This window comes from Geobacter sp., from assembly GCA_009684525.1.
Classification (GTDB): Bacteria; Desulfobacterota; Desulfuromonadia; order Geobacterales; family DSM-12255; genus Geoanaerobacter.
Genome location: WKKR01000002.1, coordinates 193,288 through 216,176 on the forward strand (window position 1 = coordinate 193,288; position 22,889 = coordinate 216,176).

At 62.8% G+C, this 22,889-nt stretch carries 26 protein-coding genes; 15 read left to right on the forward strand and 11 right to left on the reverse strand.

The window, feature by feature from the left end; translation table 11 throughout:
• Positions 1-11 precede the first annotated feature (11 nt).
• Positions 12-485 (reverse strand): tRNA adenosine(34) deaminase TadA, encoded by a 474-nt coding sequence (tadA, locus tag GJT30_07170; protein ID MSM39383.1) that lies wholly within the window; start codon positions 483-485, stop codon positions 12-14.
• Between the two features lie 231 nt (positions 486-716).
• Here tadA and GJT30_07175 point away from each other — a divergent pair, with 231 nt between their 5' ends.
• The gene (locus tag GJT30_07175; protein ID MSM39384.1) at positions 717-1,598 is read left to right on the forward strand and encodes an A/G-specific adenine glycosylase; all 882 of its coding nucleotides are present in this window, start codon (positions 717-719) and stop codon (positions 1,596-1,598) included.
• Between the two features lie 15 nt (positions 1,599-1,613).
• Here GJT30_07175 and GJT30_07180 read toward each other — a convergent pair whose 3' ends face one another.
• Entirely contained in the window at positions 1,614-1,853 is a 240-nt protein-coding gene (locus tag GJT30_07180) for a hypothetical protein (protein ID MSM39385.1), read from the reverse strand.
• A 55-nt stretch (positions 1,854-1,908) separates the two neighbouring features.
• Positions 1,909-2,523 carry an HAD-IA family hydrolase gene (locus GJT30_07185; GenBank protein ID MSM39386.1) on the reverse strand — a complete coding sequence of 205 codons (615 nt, stop codon included), beginning with the start codon at positions 2,521-2,523 and terminating at the stop codon, positions 1,909-1,911.
• Positions 2,524-2,622: 99 nt separating this feature from the next.
• On the opposite strand from GJT30_07185, the gene GJT30_07190 reads away from it, so the two are divergent.
• The 6 genes from GJT30_07190 (at position 2,623) to GJT30_07215 (ending at position 8,506) form a co-directional block, all read left to right on the forward strand.
• The gene (locus GJT30_07190; protein MSM39387.1) at positions 2,623-3,417 is read left to right on the forward strand and encodes a sterol desaturase family protein; all 795 of its coding nucleotides are present in this window, start codon (positions 2,623-2,625) and stop codon (positions 3,415-3,417) included.
• A 65-nt stretch (positions 3,418-3,482) separates the two neighbouring features.
• Positions 3,483-4,094: a TetR family transcriptional regulator gene (locus GJT30_07195; GenBank protein MSM39388.1), complete on the forward strand. Its 612-nt coding sequence runs from the start codon at positions 3,483-3,485 to the stop codon at positions 4,092-4,094.
• Positions 4,095-4,138: 44 nt separating this feature from the next.
• Positions 4,139-5,404 carry a TolC family protein gene (locus tag GJT30_07200; GenBank protein ID MSM39389.1) on the forward strand — a complete coding sequence of 422 codons (1,266 nt, stop codon included), beginning with the start codon at positions 4,139-4,141 and terminating at the stop codon, positions 5,402-5,404.
• Positions 5,405-5,422: 18 nt separating this feature from the next.
• On the forward strand, positions 5,423-6,592 hold the full coding sequence (locus GJT30_07205) for an efflux RND transporter periplasmic adaptor subunit (GenBank protein ID MSM39390.1): 1,170 nt from the start codon (positions 5,423-5,425) through the stop codon (positions 6,590-6,592).
• Positions 6,589-7,791 carry an FtsX-like permease family protein gene (locus GJT30_07210; GenBank protein ID MSM39391.1) on the forward strand — a complete coding sequence of 401 codons (1,203 nt, stop codon included), beginning with the start codon at positions 6,589-6,591 and terminating at the stop codon, positions 7,789-7,791. Before GJT30_07205 ends, GJT30_07210 begins: the two co-directional genes overlap by 4 nt.
• 4 nt (positions 7,792-7,795) lie before the next feature.
• The gene (locus GJT30_07215; protein ID MSM39392.1) at positions 7,796-8,506 is read left to right on the forward strand and encodes an ATP-binding cassette domain-containing protein; all 711 of its coding nucleotides are present in this window, start codon (positions 7,796-7,798) and stop codon (positions 8,504-8,506) included.
• A 159-nt stretch (positions 8,507-8,665) separates the two neighbouring features.
• Here the strand turns inward: GJT30_07215 and GJT30_07220 are convergent, their stop codons facing one another.
• Genes GJT30_07220 through GJT30_07230 form a run of 3 tightly spaced genes read right to left on the reverse strand, consistent with a single transcriptional unit; the run spans position 8,666 to position 10,281 of the window.
• A complete protein-coding gene (locus GJT30_07220; protein ID MSM39393.1) occupies positions 8,666-8,998 on the reverse strand; it encodes a 4-carboxymuconolactone decarboxylase in 333 nt (110 codons plus the stop codon).
• 52 nt (positions 8,999-9,050) lie between these two features.
• Positions 9,051-9,737, reverse strand: coding sequence for a TVP38/TMEM64 family protein (locus tag GJT30_07225; GenBank protein MSM39394.1), 687 nt, complete (start codon positions 9,735-9,737; stop codon positions 9,051-9,053).
• Positions 9,738-9,771: 34 nt separating this feature from the next.
• Positions 9,772-10,281 (reverse strand): SRPBCC domain-containing protein, encoded by a 510-nt coding sequence (locus GJT30_07230; GenBank protein ID MSM39395.1) that lies wholly within the window; start codon positions 10,279-10,281, stop codon positions 9,772-9,774.
• A 376-nt stretch (positions 10,282-10,657) separates the two neighbouring features.
• Between GJT30_07230 and GJT30_07235 the strand changes: the two genes are divergently transcribed.
• The 7 genes from GJT30_07235 to GJT30_07265 are packed head-to-tail and all read left to right on the forward strand — an operon-like array spanning position 10,658 to position 16,310.
• Positions 10,658-11,170, forward strand: a complete 513-nt coding sequence (locus GJT30_07235; protein MSM39396.1) for a hypothetical protein — start codon at positions 10,658-10,660, stop codon at positions 11,168-11,170.
• Positions 11,167-12,117 (forward strand): methyl viologen-reducing hydrogenase, encoded by a 951-nt coding sequence (locus tag GJT30_07240; GenBank protein ID MSM39397.1) that lies wholly within the window; start codon positions 11,167-11,169, stop codon positions 12,115-12,117. Before GJT30_07235 ends, GJT30_07240 begins: the two co-directional genes overlap by 4 nt.
• Positions 12,095-13,519, forward strand: coding sequence for a Ni/Fe hydrogenase subunit alpha (locus GJT30_07245; protein ID MSM39398.1), 1,425 nt, complete (start codon positions 12,095-12,097; stop codon positions 13,517-13,519). Before GJT30_07240 ends, GJT30_07245 begins: the two co-directional genes overlap by 23 nt.
• Positions 13,519-13,770: a 4Fe-4S dicluster domain-containing protein gene (locus GJT30_07250; GenBank protein MSM39399.1), complete on the forward strand. Its 252-nt coding sequence runs from the start codon at positions 13,519-13,521 to the stop codon at positions 13,768-13,770. The genes GJT30_07245 and GJT30_07250 overlap by 1 nt, the downstream gene beginning before the upstream one ends.
• Positions 13,767-14,225, forward strand: coding sequence for a hypothetical protein (locus GJT30_07255; protein ID MSM39400.1), 459 nt, complete (start codon positions 13,767-13,769; stop codon positions 14,223-14,225). The genes GJT30_07250 and GJT30_07255 overlap by 4 nt, the downstream gene beginning before the upstream one ends.
• A 23-nt stretch (positions 14,226-14,248) precedes the next feature.
• The gene (locus tag GJT30_07260; GenBank protein MSM39401.1) at positions 14,249-14,716 is read left to right on the forward strand and encodes a hydrogenase maturation protease; all 468 of its coding nucleotides are present in this window, start codon (positions 14,249-14,251) and stop codon (positions 14,714-14,716) included.
• A 1-nt stretch (position 14,717) separates the two neighbouring features.
• On the forward strand, positions 14,718-16,310 hold the full coding sequence (locus GJT30_07265) for a methyl-accepting chemotaxis protein (protein MSM39402.1): 1,593 nt from the start codon (positions 14,718-14,720) through the stop codon (positions 16,308-16,310).
• Between the two features lie 64 nt (positions 16,311-16,374).
• On the opposite strand, the gene GJT30_07270 is transcribed toward GJT30_07265, so the two are convergent.
• Entirely contained in the window at positions 16,375-17,349 is a 975-nt protein-coding gene (locus GJT30_07270; GenBank protein ID MSM39403.1) for an EamA family transporter, read from the reverse strand.
• Positions 17,350-17,447: 98 nt separating this feature from the next.
• Between GJT30_07270 and GJT30_07275 the strand changes: the two genes are divergently transcribed.
• The gene (locus GJT30_07275; protein ID MSM39404.1) at positions 17,448-18,176 is read left to right on the forward strand and encodes a hypothetical protein; all 729 of its coding nucleotides are present in this window, start codon (positions 17,448-17,450) and stop codon (positions 18,174-18,176) included.
• Between the two features lie 112 nt (positions 18,177-18,288).
• Here GJT30_07275 and GJT30_07280 read toward each other — a convergent pair whose 3' ends face one another.
• From GJT30_07280 to GJT30_07295, 4 genes are all read right to left on the reverse strand, one after another.
• Complete coding sequence (locus GJT30_07280) at positions 18,289-19,119, reverse strand: TonB family protein (protein MSM39405.1); 831 nt, start codon at positions 19,117-19,119, stop codon at positions 18,289-18,291.
• A gap of 60 nt (positions 19,120-19,179) precedes the next feature.
• Positions 19,180-21,219, reverse strand: a complete 2,040-nt coding sequence (locus GJT30_07285) for a TonB-dependent receptor (protein ID MSM39406.1) — start codon at positions 21,217-21,219, stop codon at positions 19,180-19,182.
• A gap of 139 nt (positions 21,220-21,358) precedes the next feature.
• Complete coding sequence (locus tag GJT30_07290) at positions 21,359-21,835, reverse strand: hypothetical protein (protein MSM39407.1); 477 nt, start codon at positions 21,833-21,835, stop codon at positions 21,359-21,361.
• Positions 21,836-21,923: 88 nt separating this feature from the next.
• The gene (locus tag GJT30_07295) at positions 21,924-22,874 is read right to left on the reverse strand and encodes a radical SAM/Cys-rich domain protein (protein MSM39408.1); all 951 of its coding nucleotides are present in this window, start codon (positions 22,872-22,874) and stop codon (positions 21,924-21,926) included.
• Positions 22,875-22,889: the final 15 nt, after the last annotated feature.

Genomic DNA, 22,889 nt, shown 5'->3' on the forward strand with positions numbered 1-22,889 from the left:
CTGTTCTGCTGCTACAAACCCGCCTTCTTCTTGCTCTGGCGCAGCTCCCTGAAAAAGTCGCTCAACAGTGCGGCGCATTCGGCGCCCCGGACCCCGCTCTCGACGACGAAGCGGTGATTCAGCCTGCTGTCGCAGGAGAGGTCGTAGAGCGTGCCTGCCGCACCTGCCTTGGGATCGGGGCAACCGTAGACCAGCCGGTCGATGCGGGCCAGGATGGATGCGCCCATGCACATGATGCAGGGTTCCAGGGTGACATAGAGCGTGGCGCCGGTGAGCCGCCAGTTGCGGGTCCGCTGCGCGGCGCGGCGGATGGCGATCAGCTCGGCATGGGCTGCCGGGTCCTGGTGCGACTCGCGGAGGTTGTAGCCGGAGCCGAGGACCTTGCCGTCCCGGACGATGACTGCGCCGATGGGGACCTCGTTGCGTAAGCCCGCTTTGCGCGCCGCCTGCAGCGCCAACCCCATCCAGTAATCGTCATCCTTCATGCACGCAAGCTTCTTTCCCGCTCTTGACTCCGCACGGATCGGGCAGCCGGACTCCCCGGAAGCGACCGCATCATAGCAAAACTCTGCGGAAAAGCAAGGGGAAAGATGGCCGGGGGAGCTTGCCGCCGGCAGGCGGAGCAGCATCCGGCCGGCTCGCCTGCAGCCGCTTTTCGGCCATCCCTTGAGAGATGGCCGCGGGGATGGTATGGTTCAGAGCACGGAGATTTGGTCATGGGGGATGGGACGACGACAAACGACAGCGGGCAACTGGCTGCGGCCTTCGAACGGGATGGGATGACGGAGGGGGTCGTGTGCCGGTTCCGGCAGATGATCTACGACAGCGGCACAGGGCACCTGCGCAGCCTCCCCTGGCGGGAGACGCGCGATCCCTATCGCATCCTGGTTTCGGAGGTGATGCTGCAGCAGACCCAGGTGGAGCGGGTGAGGGAGAAATACGGGCAGTTCGTCGGCCTCTTTCCCGATCCGGCGAGCCTTGCCGCTGCCTCGCTGCCGGAGGTGCTCGCCGCCTGGCAGGGGCTGGGGTACAACCGCCGGGCCAAGGCGCTTCATGCGGCGGCCCGCCTGATTATGGAGCGCTGGCAGGGGAGGGTGCCGGGTGATCAGCTTGCGCTGCGCTCCCTGCCGGGGCTCGGTCCCTATACCGCTGCCGCCGTGGCGGTGTTCGCCTTCAACGAGCCGCTGCCGCTGATCGAGACCAATATCCGCGCGGTCTTCATTCATCTCTTCTTCCGGGACCGCGAGGGGGTGACCGACCGGGAGATCCTGCCGCTGGTGGAGGCGACCCTGGACCGCACGGAGCCGCGGCGCTGGTTCAATGCCCTGATGGACTACGGCGTCATGCTCAAGCGGGCCGCAGGGAACCCGGCCCGCAGGAGCGCGCACCACGTGCGGCAGTCCCCGTTCCATGGTTCGAACCGTCAGCTGCGCGGCCGGCTGCTGAAATGCCTGCTGGAGGGGGGGAGCGCCAGCGAGGGTGAGCTGACCGCCAGGGTCGAGCGGCCGCAGCCCGAGGTCCGGAAGGCGCTGGAACAGCTGGCAGGCGAGGGATTCGTCCGGGAGGACGGGCCCTGCTGGCGTCTTGCCGGGTCGTGAAGGGTGTCCCCGCTGTCAGGCGGCCCGTTTTTCGAGAAAGAACCTGGCCAGGTCCTGCCCCATGCGGAAGCCGAGGAGGGCGAGCGGCCAGGCATGCCAGCAGAGGTCGAAGATGTCGATGGGCCTCTGCAGGGTCCTGTCCATGAGCATGCGGGACTTTTCCAGCAGATGGGGCTCGGGGGCGAAGGGGAACGGTGCCAGGCCGATGATCAGGGCAATCGGCAGCAGGACGCGGTAGCGCATGAAGGGGCGCATGGGATGCTCCTTTTCCGGGAGGTCGGTAGCGACCGGTGGTGACGGCCGGCTCTGGTCAGCGGGCAGCGAGCCGTTCGGCCAGTTCGACAAGCGATCTGACACAGAGGTCGGCCAGTTCGGGCCAGCGGAACCGGCCGGCAGGGTCCACATGGATGGTGGCCGTCCCTGCTGCCCGTCCGCACTGGAGGTCGTACAGATAGTCGCCGACCATGACCATCTGCTCCGGCAGCGCCCCCCACAGCGCGGCAAGCCTCTGGATCCCCTCCGGGTCCGGCTTGGGCAGGCTCTCTTCGCGGCCGATGATGGCTGCCTGATGGAAATGGCCGGCCAGCCCGATCTTGTCCAGGGTGGAGAGGGCGGTCTCCCTGGTGTTGCGGGTGAGGATGCCGAGCCGGGCGCCCCGTTCGGCAAGGAGCCGGATGAGCGGCGTCGCCCCCGAAGCGGCTTCGGTCTTGTCGGCAAGGGAGTTCTCGATGCGCGCCAGTTGCTGCTGCATCCAGTCTGCCCGCTCCTGTTCCTGCTCTGCCAGATGGGCCAGGATGTCGTCTCCGGCCGGGATGCCCAGTTCGGCCCGGATGGCGGCAAAGTCGTGGACCGGCACGGTGAGGGTTCCGTCCAGGTCGAACACCCAGCAGGGGCGGGCGAGTATGTGCTGTCGTTTCTGTGTCATGGCGCACCAGGGTAATGATATACCGGTTATAGGGAATGGCTGCAGTGCTGTCAAGGGTTGCATCGATCCGTTTTGATCCGATTCCGGGAGGTGAGTCCCATGCAGAATGAGGGAATGATCCGGCTCTCCATCTTTTGCGCCGTTCTGGCCGCGGTTGCCGCCTGGGAACTGCTCGCGCCCCGGCGGCAGCTGACCGTTGCCAAGGGAAAGCGCTGGTTTGCCAATCTCTCCCTGGTCGCCATCGACACCGCGGTCGTCCGCCTGGCCTTCCCGCTCATGCCGGTCGAGGTGGCCCTTCTGGCGCAACAGCGCGGCTGGGGGGCGCTCAACCAGACCTCGCTGCCGCCGCTCCTGGAGCTCGCCCTCGCCGTTATCGTCCTCGATTTCATCATCTACCTGCAGCATGTGCTGTTCCATTTTCTCCCCATACTCTGGCGCTTCCACCGGATGCACCACACCGACCTGGACCTGGACGTCACCAGCGGCAACCGTTTTCATCCGGTGGAGATCGTCATCTCCCTGGGGATCAAGCTCGCCGCCGTGGTGCTCCTGGGGGCATCACCCCTGGCGGTGCTCGTCTTCGAGGTGGTCCTGAACGCGACGGCGATGTTCAGCCACGGCAATATCTCCCTGCCGCTCGGCCTGGACCGCTGGCTCAGGTTGCTGATGGTGACGCCGGACATGCACCGGGTCCACCATTCGGTCGTCGTGCGCGAGACCAACAGCAACTTCGGTTTCAATCTCCCCTGGTGGGACCGCCTCTGCGGCACCTATCGCCCCCAGCCCGAAGCGGGCCAGCTCGGCATGACCATCGGCCTGAAAGAGTACCGCGACCCCCTCCGGCTCACCCTGCCCCGTCTCCTGGTCCAGCCATTCGTAAAAAATAAGCCATAATTTCTTGACAGCAGCACAAGGCTTCCTATAATGTGAATATACGTTCGCATAAAATGGAGATGCCGATGCTGCCGAAAAAGAAGACGCAGGTCAGAAAAGAAGAGATCGTCCAGGCGGCCCTGGCCGTCATCGGCGAGCGGGGGGTGGGGGGCACGACCATTGCCGCCATTGCCGAGAAGGCCGGGATGAGCGAGGCCAACATCTACCGGCACTTCTCCGGCAAGAGGGAGATCTTTATCGCCCTGACCGAATTCATCGGCAACAACATCATGAAAAGGGCCGCAACCATCGCTGCCGGCAGCGGCAGCCCCCTGGCCAAGCTGCAGAAGATCTTCACCTTCCATCTCGCCCTGATCGCCCAGAACCCCGGCATGCCCCGCTTCATCTTTTCCGAGGATATCCAGATCGGCGACCGCGAGCTGTCCCAGTCCCTGTTCCTTCGCATGAGCGGCTACGTGGAGACGCTGGCCGGGATCATCGCGGCCGGCGTGGCTGAAGGGGAGTTCACAGCCGGCGTGGCCCCGCGGGAGACCGCGCTGACACTGCTCGGGATGCTGAGTTTTACGGCTCTTCGCTGGAACATGAGCAATGCCGCCTTCGATATCCGGGAGGATGGGGAGCGGCTGTTGCACAATTTCCTGCAGCTGCTGCGGGGCACACATGCGGATAATATGTGAGTGGATAATTACAAAAAGGATATCCCCTTGAGTGGAGGTTTACGATGAGATTTCCGGTTCTGGTGTCATGCATGCTGCTGCTCGCGGCAACACGGTCGGGTGCGGAGCCGCCGGCCGCTCTCAACCTGGACGAGGCAGTGGCGATTGCCGTCAGGAATCACCCCCGTGCCACGGAGGCCCTGGCCAACCAGGCGGGCGCCGAGGCCCGGATCGGCCTGGCGCAGTCTGCCTACTATCCGCAGATCAGCCTGGATGCCGACTGGAGCAAGGGGAGAACCTATTTTTCGCCGCTGAACGGCATCCGGAGCACCGAGGCATATACTGCCGTGGCCACGCTCAGGCAGACGATCTACGATTTCGGCAGGACCGCCGGGGCGGTGGAGAGCCAGCGCGGCGGCGTTGATGCCGCACGTCAGTCAGTCGCCCTGACCCGCCAGGACATTGCCCTCAGGGCACGGAGCGCCTTCTACCTCCTGCTGGCGGCCGAGAAACAGGTGTCGGCGGTAGAGGCGACCCTCAAGTCGCGGGAAGAGATGCTGAGGCAGGCGAAAGAGTTCCATGCCGCCGGTATCCGGGCCAAGGTGGATGTGGCAAAGGCCGAGGCGAGTTACTACAACGCCCGCTCTGCGCTGTCGCGTGCCGAAACCAACCGCGAGGTTGCCAGGATGGAGTTCGCAACGGCGCTGGGGCTGAAGGCACCCCCCAACCGCCAACTGGCCGAACCCGCAACCGACGCCGGCATGGGGGGGGACCTGACCGGGATGCAGCGCCTGGCCATGCAGCGCAGGGCCGAACTTCGTCTGATCCAGGCCCAGATAACCGCTGCCCGCGGCACCCACAGGGCAGCCAAAAGCGGCCATCTGCCGGTACTGACCGGGAACGCCGATGTCGGCTATGCCGACCGGAACTTCCCGCCGGAGGGGAACGTCTGGAATGTCGGGGTCTCGCTCTCCGTGCCGATCTTTTCCGGCTATGCCGTGACGAGCCGCGAACAGGAGGCTTCCGCCCAGATCAGCGCCCTCGAAGCCAGGGCAGAGGACACCAGGCTCTCCATCGTCAAGGAGGTCGAGACCGCCTGGTTCGCCATCAGGGATGCGGAGTCGAGGCTGGAGGCAACGGCAAAAGAGCGGGATGCGGCCCATGAAACCCTTGCCCTTGCCCTGGGGCGTTACGGGGAAGGGGTAGGCTCGATCATCGAGGTTACCGATGCCCAGGCCCAGGCCCTGTCGGCCGACACGGCCAACATCGAGGCAGTCTACGATATCGGCATTGCCCGGGCGCGCCTGGCGCGCGCCGTCGGGTCGGAATAGCAGAGGGAGACTTGAGTCATGAAACGCGCTTTTGTGGGTAAATGGAAAAAACCGCTTCTCTGGACCGCAGGGATCGCCGTTGCGGTAGTTGTCCTGAAACTGACCCTGCTCGCCCCACCGCAGGTGAAGGGGGTCCGGCCGGCCGCACGGGACCTGGTTGCCGAGGTGTACGGCAACGGCACCGTGGAGGCCAAGGTGATGGTGGCCGTGGCGCCCAAGATCAACGGCCGGATCGTTGCCCTCTTTGCCGATCAGGGTGATACCGTGCGCCGGGGGCAGCTGCTGGCCAGGCTGGATAACCGCGAATTCTCCGAGCAGGTCCGGCAGAGCGAGGCGATGGTGCAGCGGGCCAGGGCAACCGGGAACCTGGAGAAGGCCAACCTGGAGAAGGCCAGGGCCACCCTGGCGCTGGCCGAACGGAACGCCCAGCGCTACCGCTCGCTGGCGGAGAAGAACCTGGTTTCCCGCCAGGAGGCAGAGCAGTACGAGACCGCCTGCCTGGTGGCGCGAGAAGAGGTGGCGCGGGCCGTTGCCGCTGTCGAAGCGGCGTGCCAGGAGACGGCGACCGGCAGCGCCGGCAAGGAGGTGGCCCGTTCCCGCCTGGCCGATACCGAGATATATGCGCCGCAGGACGGCATCATCGTCTCCCGCGACCTGGAGCACGGGGCGGTCGCGGCAAGCGGCCAGTCGATCTTTACCATGGCCGACCCGGCAACGGTCTGGGTGAAGGCGAACGTCGACGAATCGCTGTTGGCAGGGATCGGCGTGGGCAAGCCCGCCCAGATATCCCTTCGTTCGGCCCAGCAGGTTGCCATCCCCGGCCATGTTGCCCGCCTGGCGCGGCAGAGCGACCGGGTCACCGAAGAGCTGGAGGTCGACGTCGCCTTTGACAAACCGCGCAAGGATTTCCGCATCGGCGAACAGGCCGACGTCTATATCACCGCCGCCGCCAAACGGGGCGTGCTGGCCCTCCCCTCGGCGGCCGTGGTCAGCAGGGGGGCCCAGCGCGGGGTCTGGGTCGTCGTCGACGGCCGGCTGGCGTTCCGCCCGGTCGAGATCGGCATTGAGGAGCGAAACGGCTTCAGCGAGATCCGCAAAGGCCTGGCTGCGACCGATCTCGTTGCCGTGGCGCCGCCCGAGGCGATGGCCAGATTCAGGGACGGCAAAAGGGTCCGGGTCGGATCATGAACCTGGCACTGCGCGACATACGCCATCACCGGGGGCGATTCGTCCAGACCTGCCTCGGCCTGGGGCTCCTGCTCGGGGTGGTCATGAGCATGGGAGGGATCTACCGGGGGCTCTTTACCGATGCCACCGCGATCCTCACCGCTACCGGCGCCGATCTCTGGGTGGTGCAGCAGGACACCAGCGGTCCGTTCGCCGCCACCTCGCGTATCCCCGAGGATGCCAAATACCGGATCAGGGGGGTCCCCGGCGTGGCTGCCGCTTCGGCCCTCTCGTTCCAGAACATCCAGATCGAGCGGACCGGCAAGCCCTACCGGTTTTTCCTGATCGGGTACGAGTTGAACGGCCTGGGTGGGCCGCCGTTGATCGTAGCGGGGCGGCCGATCAGGCAGAAGCATTACGAGATCGTGGTGGACAAGGCGATGAAGCTCCCGTTGGGGGAACGGCTGCGGCTTGCCGGCGACGACTATACCGTGGTGGGCATCACCGAAAAGATGGTCTCCTCCTCCGGCGACCCGGTCGCCTACGTGACCCTTGCCGATGCCCAGAAGATCCAGTTCAAGGACGACAACAACGCCATCCGGAACAGCCGGGCCAGGATGGAGGAGCAGCTCGCTGCCAGCAGGGCGCTTGCGCCGGGTCAGGCCGAGCGGCTGGCTCCGGTGGTCTCCGGTATCGCCGGCTCGACCCACATCGTCAATACGGTCGTGGCACAACTGGCGCCGGGTGCAAACCTGGCGCAGGTCAAAGAGAGGATCTCCCGCTGGAACCATCTGCGCCCCTTTTCCCGGCTGGAGCAGGAAGAGATCCTGACCAAGGGGATGATCCAGAAGGCCAAGATGCAGCTCGGCCTGTTCCGGGTGATCCTGCTGGTGATCTCCGGGGTCATCATCTCCCTGATCATCTATACCATGACTCTGGACAAGCTGCGGGTGATCGCCACCCTGAAGCTGATCGGGACCCAGAACCGGGTCATTGTCGGCCTGATCATGCAGCAGTCGCTGCTCATGGGGCTCGTGGCCTACGGCATCGGCTACGCGGCGATCTGGTCCACCCATGACAAGTTTCCCCGCCGGGTCGACCTGGTTGCCATCGACCTGCAGCTCCTGTTCGTCATTGTCGTGGTGATCTGCATCGCCGCCAGCATGGTGGGGATTCGCAAGGCCCTGAAGGTAGAGGCCTCACAGGCGTTGGGAGGGTGAGGATATGTTTGCCGTCGAAGTGGAAAATCTGACCAAGATCTATGGCGAGGGGGACCGGGCCGTTACCGCCTTGACCGACGCGAGCTTCACGGTCCGCCCCGGCGAGCTGGTGGCGATCCTCGGTCCTTCGGGTTCGGGGAAGACCACCCTGCTTACCACCATCGGCCTGGTGAACGAGCCGACCCGCGGCAGGGTGATGCTGGATGGCGAACTGGTGGCAAATGACGGCTGGCGGGCCGGCCTGGATATCAAGAAGGTGCGCCGGGAAAAGCTCGGGTTTATCTTCCAGGCCCATAACCTGATCCCGTTTCTGACTACCCTGGAAAACGTCATGATTGCCATGGATATCAACGGCGTCCCCCCAAAGGAGGCCAAGGCGCGGGGTATAGAGCTCCTGGAGAGCCTGGGGCTCGGCCACCGGCTCAACCATTACCCGGCACTCCTCTCCGGCGGGGAATCGCAGCGGACCGCCATTGCCAGGGCCCTGGCCAACCGGCCGAGGGTGATCCTGGCGGACGAGCCGACCGCAGCACTGGACAGCGAAAACGGCAAAAACGTCATGATGCTGCTCAAGCGTCTGGCCGTGGACAACAGCTCGGCCATCCTGGTGGTGACCCACGACCAGCGGATGGTGGAAGGGTTCGACACCATCTATACGGTGAGTGACGGCCGGATCGTCGGAGAGAAGCGAAACGGCCATTCCCCCGAGGCGTGACCGTTTGCCGCGGGGCTAACAGGTTGTTGAATATCCCAGGTTGTTCAAAAACAGTCAGATCGGCGCACCCGCAGAAAGCCCTGCGGAGGCGTAGCAGCGCTACGCCGCACAAGGCGGCTTTCGAGGACGGCGGCGAGATGGCCGTTTTTCAACAACCTGCTAGAGCGACAGCTTCTCCGCGATCTTGCGCATCTGCACCCCATGGACCAGCGAGGCGCCCCCCCTGATGGCATTGACCACGTGCACCGCCTCGGTCATCTCCTCCAGGTTCGATCCCTTTTCCAGGCAGCTGCGCGTATAGGCGTCGATGCAATAGGGGCACTGCACCGCATGGGCAACAGCCAGGGCGATCAGTGCCTTTTCCCGTTCGGTGAGGGCGCCTTCGCTGAATACCGCCCCGTAATAGCTGAAGAATTTCTTCGCCAGCTCCGGCGCATCCTTGCCGATGTCCGGAAACTTGTCCAGGTCCTTCGGGTCGTAGTAGGTCTCCATCTCTCCTCCCTGCTTCTCTTCGTAAAAGTATCCGGTTCCATCTCGATATAACTCAATGCGGCGAAGGGGTTTTCCCCCTGAATTTGCTGTAGAGCGCCGGTACCAGGGCGAACAGCCCGAGCAGGGCGAATGAGCCCAAAACCCGCGGCGAAGCGATCTCACCGAGCGAATTGATCGTTGCCAGGCTGGCGCCGGCGTTGCAGTAAACGAATCCGCCGGGGATGATGCCGATCATGGTGCCGATGAAGAACGTGCGTAGCGGCAGGCGGGTGAGCCCGGCGGCAAGGTTGATCAGGAAGAAGGGGAAGACCGGCACCAGGCGGAGGAAGAGGAGGTAGTTGAGCCCCCGTTCCTCCAGTTCCCGGTCGATCTTTGCCAGCCTGGCGCCGAACCGCTGCTGAACCATGTCGTGGAGGAGATAGCGGGTGACGAGAAAGGCCAGGGTAGCGCCGATGGTGGCTGCGATGTTGGCGTAGACCGTGCCCATGGCCGCGCCGAAGACGGCACCGGCAGCAAGGGAGAGGATGGCGGCGCCGGGGAGGGAGAGGGCGGTCTGGACGATGTAGAGGGCCATGAAGCCGGCAACCATGGCCAGCCGGTGCTGCGCGTAGTAGTCCAGAAGCGCCTGCCGGTTTTCCTTCAGCGCGTGGAGGGTCAGGAAGCGGCCCAGGTCGAGGGCGAAGAAGAGCGCGATTGCCGTTGCGGCAGCAATGAGGACGAACAGTTTTTTCCGGTTCAAGGGGTGTTCCTTTGTCGAGATTGGTGATGGAGCATCAGCAGCGGAGGCACTGGACCTCTTTCCCCGCCCATTTCAGGAGCGCCCGGTTCAGCTTTTCCGCCCCGGCGAGCAGGAATCTCCGCATGACCGGCGCGAACAGCGGCGCCAGCAGGCCCGTGAAGGTCATCACCTGGCTGAACCGCTGCTGCTCGGGCGAGAGCTGCTCGATGAGAAAGCAATAGCGCCAGGAGAGGATGCCGGGGATGGCAAGCCTGCTCTGCCAGGCGAGTTCCCGGTCCGGGGTCACGGTTTCGATGACCGGATGGAGCTTGAACGGAGGGAGTTCGGGCAGCTCCATGACCAGCTCCAGCCGCTCACCTGGGGCAAGGGTTCCGCTTACGCGGCGAACCAGCGGATTCCAGTGGGGGTAGAGATCGAAATCGGTGAGAAGCTCCCAGGTCCGTCGCGCCGGTGCGTCGATATGGATGGCGGTGGAAATGGTGATCATGAGGTCCAGGGGATGGTGCCGTTCCAGAGTCGGCTCATTGTACCATCGACAGTTCATGCGTCAATGGTTATCCACAGTTGTCATGGGGAAGGCGTATTCCAGATGGGCAGATCCGTTTGCAGCAGTGCCCGGTATTTTCCTGCATGGCGTGGCGACGTTATCGTATCGAGCAGATATGTTTCATTTTGCTTAAGGGGTGATGAAATATTCCTAAAGCTGGATATTGTGAGCCCGATATAAGGGTATACGAAGATTCATATCAGAGTTTTAGAAATGCAGCACCGTAACGACAATGACTTGCGCCGTTTCGGCAATGGAGCCAGCGATGTCACTTCTTCCGGTCATTCCTCCCGACAAACGTTCTTTTGACACCATTTAGCCGAAGCGGCGATACATCACGCTCCCCTCGACCCTGAGGGAGAAGGATGGATACATGACTGAGCTAGCTGCGACACGTGCCTCGCTCCAGGAGACCATGACATTTCTCGGGGCGATAGCCAGCGGTATCGAAGAGGCGATCGGCGAGTCGGCCAACGGCATATCCTATCTGGCAGGGAAGCGGCTCGGGATGAAACTCTCCGAGAAGGTGGAGAAGACCGACGATCTGCTGCAGGCGCTGGAATCGGTCCGCAGGGTGCTGCAGGAGAACAGCTGCCTCTGGCATTTCGAGCCGTTCCAGATGCATGACCGCCCCGAGATGATCGAGCTTACGGAAACCGGGGAAGAGGTGAACCTGGTCTTCAGGGACTGCATGATCCGCCAGTCGCTCTTCCGCTTCGGACACCAGCAGAAAGGCTCTCTCTGCAACATGATGTTCGGCTTCTTTGCTGGCGCACTGCTCAATATCATGGGGCGGGATTCGGTCCTGGAGATCCGCCACGCCGGTGAAAACGCCTGTTACAAGCGGCTCTTGATCCAGAAGGCCGGGACGAAGGAGGTTGCATGAGTTCCATCCCCGTGAACATCGAGTGGCTGAGTGACTGCTCCGGCTGCCATGTGGCCATCGTCGACCTGCACGAAAAGATCCTGACCGTACTTCAGGCGGTGAGTATCCAGCGCTGCCCGGTCTTGACCGACATCAAGGATTATCCCAAGGCGCGGCTCGGCCTGGTTTCCGGGGCCATCAGGTCGGAGCATGACCGCCATGCCGCCGAAGAGATGCGGAAAAGCTGCGACCTGATCGTTGCCTGGGGGACCTGCGCCGTGTACGGCGGCATTGCCGGCGCCGGCAATGTCCACAGCTGCGAGGATATCCTCGACACGGTTTACCGCAACAACAAGACCACCTGCTCCACCCAGTGCCCCGGTTCCGAGGTGTCGCGGCTGGAGCCGAGCGTGTCGCCGCTGGACAGCGTCATCCCCGTCGACCTCTACCTGCCCGGCTGCCCGCCCCATCCGGCGGTCGTCTTCGATGCCCTGCTGGGGCTGGTGGAAGGCCGTCCCCCCAGGGCCGCCACCAGGGAGTCGGTCTGCGCCCGCTGCAAGCGGCAGATGGAGAAGAGCGAGGTCGACCGGATCAGGAAGAACTCCGAAGGGGTGCCCGACCCGGAACAATGTTTCCTGAGCCAGGGGTATCTCTGCATGGGTTCGGTGACACTTGACCGCTGTCTCTCCCCCTGCCCGCTGAACGGCATCCCTTGTTCCGGCTGTGCCGGGGCAACCATGCAGATCCTCACCGAGCCCAACCGGGATATCCGGACCGAGATCGCCGAGCGGATGTCCCGCCTGACACTGATCCCCAGAGAGCAGATCGTGCGCGAGATCGAACGGACCTCCAAGACGCACTATTCCTACACCATGGCGACGCCGATGATCGGGGAAAAGCCGACGTTTCTGATACGGAAATGGACCGAGGAGGAGAGAGAGGATTATGAACAGGATCATAACGATTGACCCGGTTACCCGTATCGAGGGGCATGCCCGCGTCTTTTTGAAGATCGGCAACGATGGCGGGCTGGAATCGGCAGGGCTGGTGGTGAACGAGCTGCGAGGGTTCGAGCGGATCCTGACCGGGATGGATGCGGACCGGATGCCACTGATTACCGCCCGTATCTGCGGGGTCTGCCCGACTGCCCATCACCTGGCAGCAACCAACGCCCTGGACAACGCTGCCGGCGTGGAGCCGCCACCGGCGGCGAAACTGCTGCGGGAGCTGATGTACATGGGCCACCTGATCCATTCCCACTGCCTTTCCCTCTTCGTGCTGCAGGGGCCGGACCTGGTGCTGGGGCTCGATGCCGATCCCGCCATCCGCAACGTGGTCGGCGTGGTCCAGGCCGTTCCGGAGATCGCCAAAAAGGCGCTTGAGTGCCGGTCCATCGGCCAGAAGATCAACGAACTGGTTGGCGGGCGGGGAACCCATCCGGTCACCTCGGTGGCGGGGGGGATCGCCTTTGTCCTGGACGGGGAAAAGGAGCGGCAGCTGAAGGAATGGACGGACCGGGCCCTGCTGCTGGTGCGCGAACTGGCTCCGGTGGTCAAGGGCTTGCTCATGAAGCAGCTCGATACCCATCCGGCCATGCTTGCCGACTGGGTGGTGCCTGCCTGGAGCCTGGGGACGGTGCAGCAAGACGGCACCACCGCCCTGACGGGGGGTGAGCTGCGGGCCGTGGATGCGGACGGGAACAATCTCCTGCAGTTTCCGGTCTCAGACTATCACCAGTACCTCTCCGAGAGCGTGGTAGAATGGTCCTACATGAAACAGGTGGCAATCGTCCGGGACGGAGAGCACCACGATTACCGCGTCGGCCCCCTTGCCAGGCTCAATGTCATCGACCGTTACGGGACCGAGGAGGCCGACCGGGAGCGGGAGCTGTTCGTCAGCCAGTTCAGCCGGCCCTGCCATGCCAATGCCCTGCAGCCCTATGCCCGGCTCATCGAACTTCTGTATGCGGCCGAAAGGGCACGGGAGATCCTGGCCGATCCGGCCATCCATGGCGAGACCAGGGTCCCGGTCCGCTTTCCCGGCGGCAGGGGGGTCGGGCATGTGGAGGCGCCCCGCGGCACCCTGTTCCATGACTACGAGATCGACGAGAATGGCGTGGTGCGGGCCGCCAACCTGATCGTGGCGACGCAGCAGAATTATTCCCTGATCAACAGGATGGTTGCCCAGGCGGCAACGTCCCACGTCATCAACCGTCCGGACGACCAGGCACTGCTCAATGCCGTGGAGTTCGGCATCCGCTGTTACGACCCCTGCCTCTCCTGTGCCACCCATGCCTTCGGCACCATGCCGCTGGAGATTGTCGTGACCAGGACTGGCGAGCCTGAGCAACGGATTCGGAGGGGATGCTGATGGTCGAGATTCAGGTTCACGAAGAGGGGTGTCGCGGTTGCCGGATGTGCGTCGATATTTGCCCGACAACGGTGTTCGAGTACGACGAGGAAAAGCGGGTCTGCGTGGTCAGTCACCAGGAAGACTGCATCGCCTGTCTCTCCTGCGCCTACCTCTGTCCGTCCGGTGCCCTGACCCATGCCAACTTTCACACCGTCAAGAATTTCTACCGGGATCTTGCATTCTGCGAAAAGATGGAGAGGTTCCTATGACCGGCGAACAGAGGGAAGAGGCAACCCTGCAGGATCATCACGCAGCCTTTGCCGAGATCGGCTTTCTGCTCGACATCTTCACCACGACCATCGACAACATCATGGGGGGGGCGACCGCACCGGTGGGACGGATTGCCGGCAGGGCCATGGCGAACAAGCTGCCGTTTCGCCTGGGAAACCCGTCCATCGACGAGGCGGTCGGGACGCTTGCCGAGCGGATGCAGGCAGGGTTCGGCTTCGCGCTCTCCGGTAACGGTGCCGACCGGCAGCTGGCCTTTGACCGCTGTGTCCTTCGGGACATCTGCCGCCAGCGGGGTCAGCAGCCGGGCGGTCCGATGTGCCGGCTCTTTCATGCCTATTTCGATGGCATCGTCAACGAGCTGATCTGCCGGCCGGTGAAGTCGGAGATCAGCGAAAGCGGGGAACAGTGCCTGGTGAAGATCGCGACGAAATGACCGGAACCGGGCGTCATGAAATACTGGTCGTCTGTATCGGCAACGAGATGGTGGCCGATGACGCCGTGGGCTATGAGGTCCATGCCCGCCTGCAGGAGGCCGATCTCCCCGCAGGGACGCGACTCGCATATGTGGGGGTCGGCGGCATAGCGATCCTGGACATGCTGGAAGGGACCGAACAGGCGCTGGTCGTCGTCGATGCCGTGCAGTTCGGTGCGGCGCCCGGAACGGTGCACCAGCTCAACTGGGAGGAGATCCCGCTTGCCGGCCCGTCGGCGATCTCGGCCCACGGCATCGGCATCCGGGAAGCGATAGCAGTGGGCAACGTGCTCTTTCCCGAGAGAATTCCGCCGCAGATTTTTCTGATCGGTATCGAAGGGCGCTGTTTCGATCTGCCGCGGCATGCCATGTCCGCGGAGGTCGAGGCAGCCATAGATGTTGCGGTGCAGGCCATAACCGGGAAGCTACGGTTGATCCATGGAGGGGGCTGAAATGAAGAAGGAGAAACCAGGAAATCAGACCGTTCATACTGAGATCCAGCGTCTTGCCGAGGCGATGTTGCAGGGGAAGCTGACGGAGCGGGGCAACCCCGTGCTCTTCAAGGGAGCGGATGCGGAGCTGATCGAGCTGGTGAACAGGATGCTCGACAGCCTGGTGTCGCCGCTTCGGCTTGCTGCAGGCTCCATCGACGAGATTGCCCACGGCCGGATTCCGCCGTTCGTCATCGACGATTACCAGGGAGAGTTCAACGAGCTGAAAGTGAACCTGAACACGCTCCTGGCCACCCTCTACGGGCTCGACCGGGAAACCAGGAACCTGGTGGGAAAGATCGGCGAGGGCCGGCTGCGCACCAGGGGGAACGACTGGGACTTCAACGGGATATGGCAGGACCTGATCGCCGGGGTCAACAACACCCTGGATGCCATGACCGACCCGGTCCAAGAGGCGAGCGACGTGCTGAGCCGGCTGGCCGATTACGACCTGAGCGCACGGATGTCGGGCCGGTACCATGGCGACCATGCCACGATCAAGAAGGCGATGAACTGCACTGCCGAGTCCCTTCACTCGGCCGTTTCCCAGGTTGCGGAGACGGTGGAGCTGGTTTCCTCCGTCGGCAGCCGGATCACCCACAGCAGCCAGATGGTTTCACAGGGGGCTACCGAACAGGAGCGCCAGCTGGCCGAGACCTCGACAAACCTCTCCCGGATCTCGGAAAGCTCCAAGAAGAGTGCCGAGAGCACATCCGATGCCCAGTTCAATGCGAAAAAGGCGAGCGAGTCGATCTCCACGGCAAAGGAGGCCATGGACCAGATGCTGGCGGCGATGGATGAGATCCGTTCGTCGGCGGACAACACGGCCGTCATCATCCAGGAGATCGATGCCATTGCCAAGGAAACCGATTCCCTGTCGGCCAGCGCCGCCAACAAGGCAACCCGGGTCCGTTCGTCGGCCGGCGGTTTCGGGGTGGTTGCTTCCGAGATCCGCAACCTGTCGGTGCGCTGTGAGGATGCGGTTACCCGCCTGGACGAATTCCGCGGCAGTATCCAGTTCGACACGGGCAGCAGTGCCGGCGAAGCGGAAAAGCTCACCAACGAGTTTCAGTACCTCATCGACGATCTCTCCAATATTGCCATGCTCTCGAACCTCTTGGGGGTGAATGCCGCCATCGAGGCTGCTCATGTGGAAGGAGCCGGTAACGACTTCGAGATCCTCACGGACGAGATCCGCCAGCTTGCCAAACGCTCCACCGATGCCGCAAAAAGGACCGAGACCCTGATCCAGAGTTCCGTGCAGCTGGCGCGCAAGGGTGGGGAGCTCAGCAGCAGCATCGACGGCTATCTCAAGGGGGCGGTCGAGGGGGCACGTTCCATCGGCGATCTCACCGAAGCGATCTCGCTGGCATCACGGGAACAGGCCCAGGGGCTGATTCAGATCGATCAGGCCGTTGCCCAGATCAATGACGTGACACGCCAGAATGCCGCCAGTGCCCATGAATCGTCGGATGCGGCAAAGAACCTGGAGCAGCAGGTGAGGAAACTTTCGACCATGGTCAGCAAGTTCCGCCTGGAAGGTGCCGCTGCCTGACCCGTAGTGGTTTGCAACCCGGCGTGCGGTTCTTCGCACGCCGTCTGTTTCCCCACTGTGCAGTTCAATTCCGCCAAACATGCCGCGGTTGCAGGGCAAGGAGCCCCAGTCCTGCGAACAGCAGAACCATGCCCGATATGCCCCCCAACGTCAGCTTTTCGCCCAGCACGGTTATTCCCAACAGACTGGCGGTCAGCGGTTCGGCCAGGGAAAGGGTGACGGCGGTGGCGACCGGGATGGTGGCAAGACCCCGGCTGAACAGGGAGTAGGAGAGCGCAGTGGCAATGGCGCCCAGATGCAGGGCCACCAGGAGCCCTGTCGGTTCCAGGAGCCAGGAGAGCTGCGAAGCGAACAGGAGCGGAGAGAGCAGCAGCGCGCCTCCGCAGAAGACGGCCGCCATGACCGTATCGGGATGGCGGTCCGGCAGGATCTCTTTGATCGCCAGGGTGTAGAGGGAATAGGATGCGCCGGCGCAGAGGGCGAGGAGGATGCCGGTGAGGTTGACCCGGACCTCTCCCCCCGCGCCGGTGAGGAGAGTGCAGCCGATGATCGCCAGGATGGTGGCGACGAGCCAGCGGGTTCCGGGAAATCCCTTGCGCAGCACGATGGCAAGTATTCCGGCAATGACCGGCGAGCTGCCGATTGCCACCATGGTGCCGACGGCAACGCCGGTACGCGCCACTGCGGCAAAGAAGGAGAGCTGGTAGGCGGCAACGAAAAGAGCTGCCCCGGCAGTGGGAACCAACGGCCAGGAGCGGCCCCCTTTCCAGTCGCCGCGAAGCAGAGTGAGGCCCAGGAGGAGAGAGCCGCCGAGTGCCAGCCGCAAGGCTCCCACCGATGCCGGAGTGGCTCCGATCGGTGCGAGTGCCTGGCTGGTGCCGGTGGTTCCCCAGAGTACGGCAGCGGCCAGGACCAGTCCCACGCCGTTGGCTCTACTGGATGAACCATGTACATTCAATGGGTTATGCTCCTCTCTGGCGGTGTCAGGAGGCTGCGTTCGTCCCACCCCAAGTCCGCGTAGACTACCACAAAAGGGCATGGCAGGGAATACTGGATACAAATCCGCACCAATCAATAAAGTAACTGACGCATCTGTCGATATGTACTGTAACCACAGCCTTCCGGAAGGGGTTCGGTATGCAAGACCTCGAGACAGTCTTTACCACCGGGACAAAGCTCTCCGTATCGGTGAATGCGCCGTGCGGCTATACCCTGATCGAAGGTGCCGTTGTGGCAAGTGTTTCCAACTGCTACCTGAAGATCGTCTTTCCGGCCGCAACCAATCCGAAGATGGATCACATACCCACCGGCACGCAGGTTTCCCTGATGACGGAGACCGCCGAGAGCGTCTTTGCCTTCAATGGCCTCATCAGCAGTCACGATGAACGGCCCTTTATCTGGATCAAGGTGCTGGAACAGTTGCCGGCCATGGAAAAACGCCGGCACCAGCGCATTTCGATGCAACTCCCAATGTATTGCTCGGTGGTGGACGGTTCCGGTTCCATGCGGGTCATTTATGACGGCAAGAAAAGCACGAGCGACTACGCGCCGGCCGACCTGTCGCTGAGTGCGGGAGGATTCAAGCTGAAAACGCCGTTCCCGGTGGAGAGCGATACCATGGCCATTGTGGTATTCTTCTCGCCAGATGAGTCGGAATGGGTAGTGCCGGTATTTTCCCGGGCCATCTATTCCCATCCTGCCCCGGCCAGCGAAAATTACCTGACCGGTTTCAGGTTCTCGCTGATCAGCAGCACGGACCGGAGGAAGATCGACACGTTGGTCAATACGGTGCTGACAACCAATGAGCCGAGGTACAAGGCGCGCAAACTGCCGTCGTGCCTGGCGCGGATCAGAAGCCTCGCCTGAAGCAGGTCGGGGCAGAACTGCAGGGCCATCTTCGTCACGGGAGATGGCCTTTTTTCGTTTTGGCCCGAAGTTGCCAGGCAGCTGATCGTTGCCGGCGCAGGGGGATGTCGGACTAGCGGCTGTCGAGCATGTAGCTGACCGGCACCTCGATGGAGAGCTCGTTGCCTTCGATTGCCGCAGGCAACGGCGGGAACCGTTCAATCCGCGATATGGTCTGTAAGGTGGCCCGGTCCAGCAACCCCCTGCCGGAGGACTGCACTACCTCGGTGCGCCTGATGCCTCCGTCACGGCCGAGGATGAAGCGCACTCTGACGGTTCCCTCCATCCTCCCCTTGCGAGCCATGAGAGGGTATTCTTTCCTCTGGTCGATCATCCCGCGAATGACGGCGAGATAAGCCGAATGCGCCGATGCCCTGAGATGAGCGGATGCCGATGCTGTACGGGCCGTTGCCGTTTGGGCGGCAGCGGGCTGTGCCGGGGTTTCGGGGCGTGCGGTCTGGAGGGGCGCCGTGGTCGCCACCGGACGGACAGCGGGAGCAGGTTGCGCGGTCGCTGCCGGCGCTGCAGATGTTGAGGGTGTTGCCGGTGCCGGGATGAAGGCCTGCTTCTCCCGGACCTGCGGCACGGGACGGGGGAGCGGGGGGGTAACTGAGGGCAGCACCGTTTGCGGCTTCATGACGGGTCGTGGCAGGGGAGGGGGCAGCCTGCGGCTGCTGGGGGGGGAAGGTTCTTCGGCCGGTTGTTCCGGTTGTGGCCGAGTTGATTCTGGTTCCCTGAGTTCGATGGTAATGATCTGTGCCTGGTGCCGCAGGATGGATTTTACCTCCATGAACGTGAACAGCTCCGCTCCTGCCAGGTGCAGGCAGAGGGAAACGACCGCGAACATCAGGAACGTCTGACGGGGCGGGTCGGCGGGGATAAAGGAGCCTGGTTCCTGCAGCATGGGGTTATCCTCCGGCAGAGGTCCGGAAACGGTTGTGCCGCTTCCGGACCTCTGCCGGTGTCAGAATGTGTAAGCCAGGGTCAGATAGAAATTTCTGCCGTTTTCCGGGACCTTGACGCCGACGCCGCTGGCAAACGGGTCGCGCAGGTAGGAGAGGTGGCTGAGATAGTACTTGTCCAGCAGGTTGTTCACCCCTCCGTAGACCGACAGGGCCTTGTACTGAACGCCGGCTTTCAGGTCGGTTGTGGCCCAGCCGGCGGTCTGCTGCTCATTGAGGCCGGAATCGACCCTGTCCTGTCTCCTGGCCAGGTTCTCGGCAACCTCGAAGAACCAGGTGCCATTGTCGTAGCGAACTGCCATGGTCCCGCGCAGGGGGGGGATCTCGGACAGGGGGCGGTTGCCGTCCTTGTTTTCACCCTCGGTGTAGGAGAGCGACCCCCTGATGAACAGATCGTACGGCAGGGAAACCTGGCTTCCCAGTTCCGCGCCCCACATGCTGGCATCGATGTTCTGGTAACTTTTGAGCGTTGTAGAGGCGCTGTAGAAGTTCACGTAATCCTGCAGGTCGCTGTAAAACACCGAGGCATTGACGTAGAACCGCTCTACTGCGTACTTGACACCCAGGTCGGCCTGGTGGTTGACGGTCGCCTTGAGGTTGGGATTGCCGCGCCAGGTGACTTGCGGGGCCGTGGCCGGCACATCGATGTAGAGCTCTTCCGGGTCGGGCACCCTGGTGCCCCGTCCCAAGCCGACAAAAAACTCCAGTCCGGTGACGGGGATATAGGTCAGCTGCAGGTTGGCGCTCATCTCGCTGAAGTCCGTATCGGTTCCCCGGGCCACCAGGGTGTTCGCCTTGTCGGTCTCGATCCAGGTAAGGTCTCCCCGCAGACCGGCCTTCACCCTGAACTGCTCGTTTATTGGCAGGTCGTATTCGCCGAACATCCCGAAATTGTTGGTGTAGACATCGGGGATCATGCCCAGTGCGGTATAGGGCTGCGCCATGGTGTACATGGCCCGCATGTTGAGGGCGTCCCAGTTGCGGTTGTAGTAGTCGATGCCGGTCTTCAGCGTTCCCGGCCCGATCCCCAGGGAGCCGCTCATCTTTGTCCCGACCACGTTGGTCCGGGCATCGGTCTGCATGGAGTACGACCGGGTGATGACCATCGTCGGTCGTGAACTCTCGCGCAAGGCATCGTTCATCAGGTGCCTGACCCGGTCCCAGTAGGCTTGCAGCTTCAGCTCCTTGACCAGCGGCGAAACCTTTTCCTTCCGGTAGGTCCAGTTCAACCGATGGGTCCGGTCATAGTCTGCATCCATCTTCAGGTAGGGGTAGAGTACATGATCGGCGTCCTGATAGGAATAGCTGAACTCGGTCCGTGCATTGGCGGTTGGGTTCAGGCCGAATTTTGCCCAGCCGGTGTTGATCTCGTAGGCCTTGGAATCTATGGCGTCCGGCCGATAGCGGTTCGGGCTGCTGGTGGGGTAGATGTCGGTGATCAACTTGCCGTCCCCCGACTTCGGTACATCGGAACCCTTGTAGGCGTAGCCGAGCAGCCCGTCGTAGAGGTCGGTGCCGTAGGATGCCGTGCCGGAGGCGTTGAGGCTGTTGTACGAGCCGTAGGTGAGGTTCAGGTCGCTGCCGAACCCCTTGCCCGCCTTTTTGGTCTGTACATCCACCATGCCTCCCATGCTGCCGGGGTTTTCTATGTCGTAGGGTCCTTTCACGATGCGGATCTGCTCGACCTCGGCAAAGTCGTAGTGGAACGACGGGGGGTCCATGCGCGATGGGCAGGCGCCGTGCAACCTGACGCCGTCCACCAGGACGTTGATGTTGTCTTTCTGGAAACCGCGCAGGACCACGTCGTTCGCGATGGCCCCCTTGCGGACGAAGGAGAGCCCTTCAACCTGCTTGAGGGCCTCGCCGATATCCTTAGCCGGTGTTTCCCGCACTTCCCGGATGGTCAAGCTCTCTTCCTGGGGGGATTCCTTTTCACCCCGCACGGTAATCTCGTCGAGCAACAGGTTTTCTGCCTTGGCGGGCACAATGCCGATGACTGCCGGCAGCAGGCAGATCGTCAGCACATAGATGTTATTTTTCATGGGATCTCCTTGTGGCGGATGAACCAATCCCTTCTCCAGGGTATGGATGTACGTCTCCCTCTGCCTCTATTGCATGGGAAATCGGATGCTCGTTTCCCTTCGGGTTGCCGAGAGGGAACAGGCTGCGGGTACAGGAATGTCAGGCGGACGTAACGAGACGAGGCGGGGGGTCGGGTGGTTCGGGTGCAGGGGAGATCCAGCGACGGTCAGGAGCGAGAGGGTGCGTGGCCCGCTCGAAGGCGACTGGCTGGGCGATGCGGTCGGTATGCAGGAATTCCAGTTTATCCAGCGATGCAATCGAGAAGTTGGTAGAGCCACCGCAGGGGATGCTGCTCAGGCTATGGTGGTCTCCCGGTTTTGACGCCGTGGAGTGCGTGTCGTCATCGTGGCTTTCCGGTTTGCAGCAGCTCGGGGCATCGCGGAAACAACAGCAGGTTTTGTTGACGATTCGGCTGGGTGCACAGCCGCACAATTGGTGGTCATGGAGGCACTTGACGGCAAACCCCTGGGAAACGAACGCGTGCCGGTACAAGGGGAGCAGGAAATAGCTCTGGAGCAGCAGGATCGCAATGAACTGCGCTCCTATGAATACTCTGATCCTTGCCCTGTGTCGCATATGACCACAAGCCCCCGATTGCTAACCTTCCAAAAAATATAAAACAATAAGACTATAGGAATAATGTTTGTCAAGTATCGACCGTTCACTATGCTGCGATGCTTCCTCCGCAGGTGAAGCCGGCGCCGGCCGTGCAGGCGAAACAATAATCGCCGACCGGGATGGGAATGCCCGGTTCAGGCAGTTCCCGGAGCTCGGAGATATGCATCCGCGTACCGCGATGGTGCAGGCCGGTGACCAGGTTGAAATCGCAGTCGTAGAGGAATCCGTTCCAGTCCACCGAGATGAAGGAGCGGCACATGAGCCCCGGTACCGTGCCGGGGTTGAAGCTGCCTTCCAGCTTCTCCAGGTAGGCCTGCAGGTTTCCAGAGCTCTCCAGCCAGGTGCGGAAGCGCCCCAAGGGCACATTGGTCAGGGTGAGCAGGCTGTTGAAGGTTATGCCGTGCTTTTGCTCCAGGTCGCGTCGGAATCTCCGCTCTGCCTCTGCCTGGCCGGGGGGGAGGAAGGCCCCGGCCGGGTTGGAGACCAGGTCGAGGGTCAGGCCGCTGCCCTGCCTGCCGTAGCCGAGTCCGTTCAGGACCTTGAGCATGGCGATGCTTTTCTGCCAGACTCCGCTCCCCCGTAGCGCATCGGTCTGCTGCTGGTTGGTTGCCGGCAGCGATGCCACGATGGCGACGCGGTTTGCGCGGTAGATCTCAGGCAGATGTTGCAACTCGGTCCGGGCAAGGGCTACGAGATTGGTGCGGACGATGACCCTGTTCGCCAGCGGCGCGACTGCTGCAACAAGGTGCGGGAGGTCGGGGAGCAGTTCCGGCGCCCCGCCGGTCAGATCCAGAGTGTCGAACGTGATCCGGCCGGCACAGGCGATCACCTCAGCCACGGTCTCGGGGTTCATCATCTCGTGCCGGGTGGGACCGGCTTCCTGGTGACAATGGCGGCATGCCAGGTCACAGGTAAGCCCCACGTTCACCTGCAGGGTCGTGGTAACGTCCCGCAGCAGTTCGATGCCGTTCTGCGCCAGTGTTTCCTTGAAGGTCATGGTATTCTCCGGTGT

Coding starts and splice junctions, on each gene's coding strand:
- GJT30_07210 (MSM39391.1), top strand. CDS start 6,589: ATGAACCTGGCACTGCGCGACATACGCCATCACCGGGGGCGATTCGTC.
- GJT30_07255 (MSM39400.1), top strand. CDS start 13,767: ATGACCGGCGAACAGAGGGAAGAGGCAACCCTGCAGGATCATCACGCA.
- GJT30_07290 (MSM39407.1), bottom strand. CDS start 21,835: ATGCGACACAGGGCAAGGATCAGAGTATTCATAGGAGCGCAGTTCATT.
- GJT30_07200 (MSM39389.1), top strand. CDS start 4,139: ATGAGATTTCCGGTTCTGGTGTCATGCATGCTGCTGCTCGCGGCAACA.
- GJT30_07270 (MSM39403.1), bottom strand. CDS start 17,349: ATGCCCTTTTGTGGTAGTCTACGCGGACTTGGGGTGGGACGAACGCAG.
- GJT30_07175 (MSM39384.1), top strand. CDS start 717: ATGGGGGATGGGACGACGACAAACGACAGCGGGCAACTGGCTGCGGCC.
- GJT30_07220 (MSM39393.1), bottom strand. CDS start 8,998: ATGGAGACCTACTACGACCCGAAGGACCTGGACAAGTTTCCGGACATC.
- GJT30_07280 (MSM39405.1), bottom strand. CDS start 19,119: ATGCTGCAGGAACCAGGCTCCTTTATCCCCGCCGACCCGCCCCGTCAG.
- GJT30_07250 (MSM39399.1), top strand. CDS start 13,519: ATGGTCGAGATTCAGGTTCACGAAGAGGGGTGTCGCGGTTGCCGGATG.
- GJT30_07245 (MSM39398.1), top strand. CDS start 12,095: ATGAACAGGATCATAACGATTGACCCGGTTACCCGTATCGAGGGGCAT.
- GJT30_07235 (MSM39396.1), top strand. CDS start 10,658: ATGACTGAGCTAGCTGCGACACGTGCCTCGCTCCAGGAGACCATGACA.
- GJT30_07265 (MSM39402.1), top strand. CDS start 14,718: ATGAAGAAGGAGAAACCAGGAAATCAGACCGTTCATACTGAGATCCAG.
- GJT30_07185 (MSM39386.1), bottom strand. CDS start 2,523: ATGACACAGAAACGACAGCACATACTCGCCCGCCCCTGCTGGGTGTTC.
- GJT30_07195 (MSM39388.1), top strand. CDS start 3,483: ATGCTGCCGAAAAAGAAGACGCAGGTCAGAAAAGAAGAGATCGTCCAG.
- GJT30_07180 (MSM39385.1), bottom strand. CDS start 1,853: ATGCGCCCCTTCATGCGCTACCGCGTCCTGCTGCCGATTGCCCTGATC.
- GJT30_07215 (MSM39392.1), top strand. CDS start 7,796: ATGTTTGCCGTCGAAGTGGAAAATCTGACCAAGATCTATGGCGAGGGG.
- GJT30_07230 (MSM39395.1), bottom strand. CDS start 10,281: ATGAACTGTCGATGGTACAATGAGCCGACTCTGGAACGGCACCATCCC.
- GJT30_07285 (MSM39406.1), bottom strand. CDS start 21,219: ATGAAAAATAACATCTATGTGCTGACGATCTGCCTGCTGCCGGCAGTC.
- GJT30_07275 (MSM39404.1), top strand. CDS start 17,448: ATGCAAGACCTCGAGACAGTCTTTACCACCGGGACAAAGCTCTCCGTA.
- GJT30_07240 (MSM39397.1), top strand. CDS start 11,167: ATGAGTTCCATCCCCGTGAACATCGAGTGGCTGAGTGACTGCTCCGGC.
- GJT30_07295 (MSM39408.1), bottom strand. CDS start 22,874: ATGACCTTCAAGGAAACACTGGCGCAGAACGGCATCGAACTGCTGCGG.
- GJT30_07190 (MSM39387.1), top strand. CDS start 2,623: ATGCAGAATGAGGGAATGATCCGGCTCTCCATCTTTTGCGCCGTTCTG.
- GJT30_07205 (MSM39390.1), top strand. CDS start 5,423: ATGAAACGCGCTTTTGTGGGTAAATGGAAAAAACCGCTTCTCTGGACC.
- tadA (MSM39383.1), bottom strand. CDS start 485: ATGAAGGATGACGATTACTGGATGGGGTTGGCGCTGCAGGCGGCGCGC.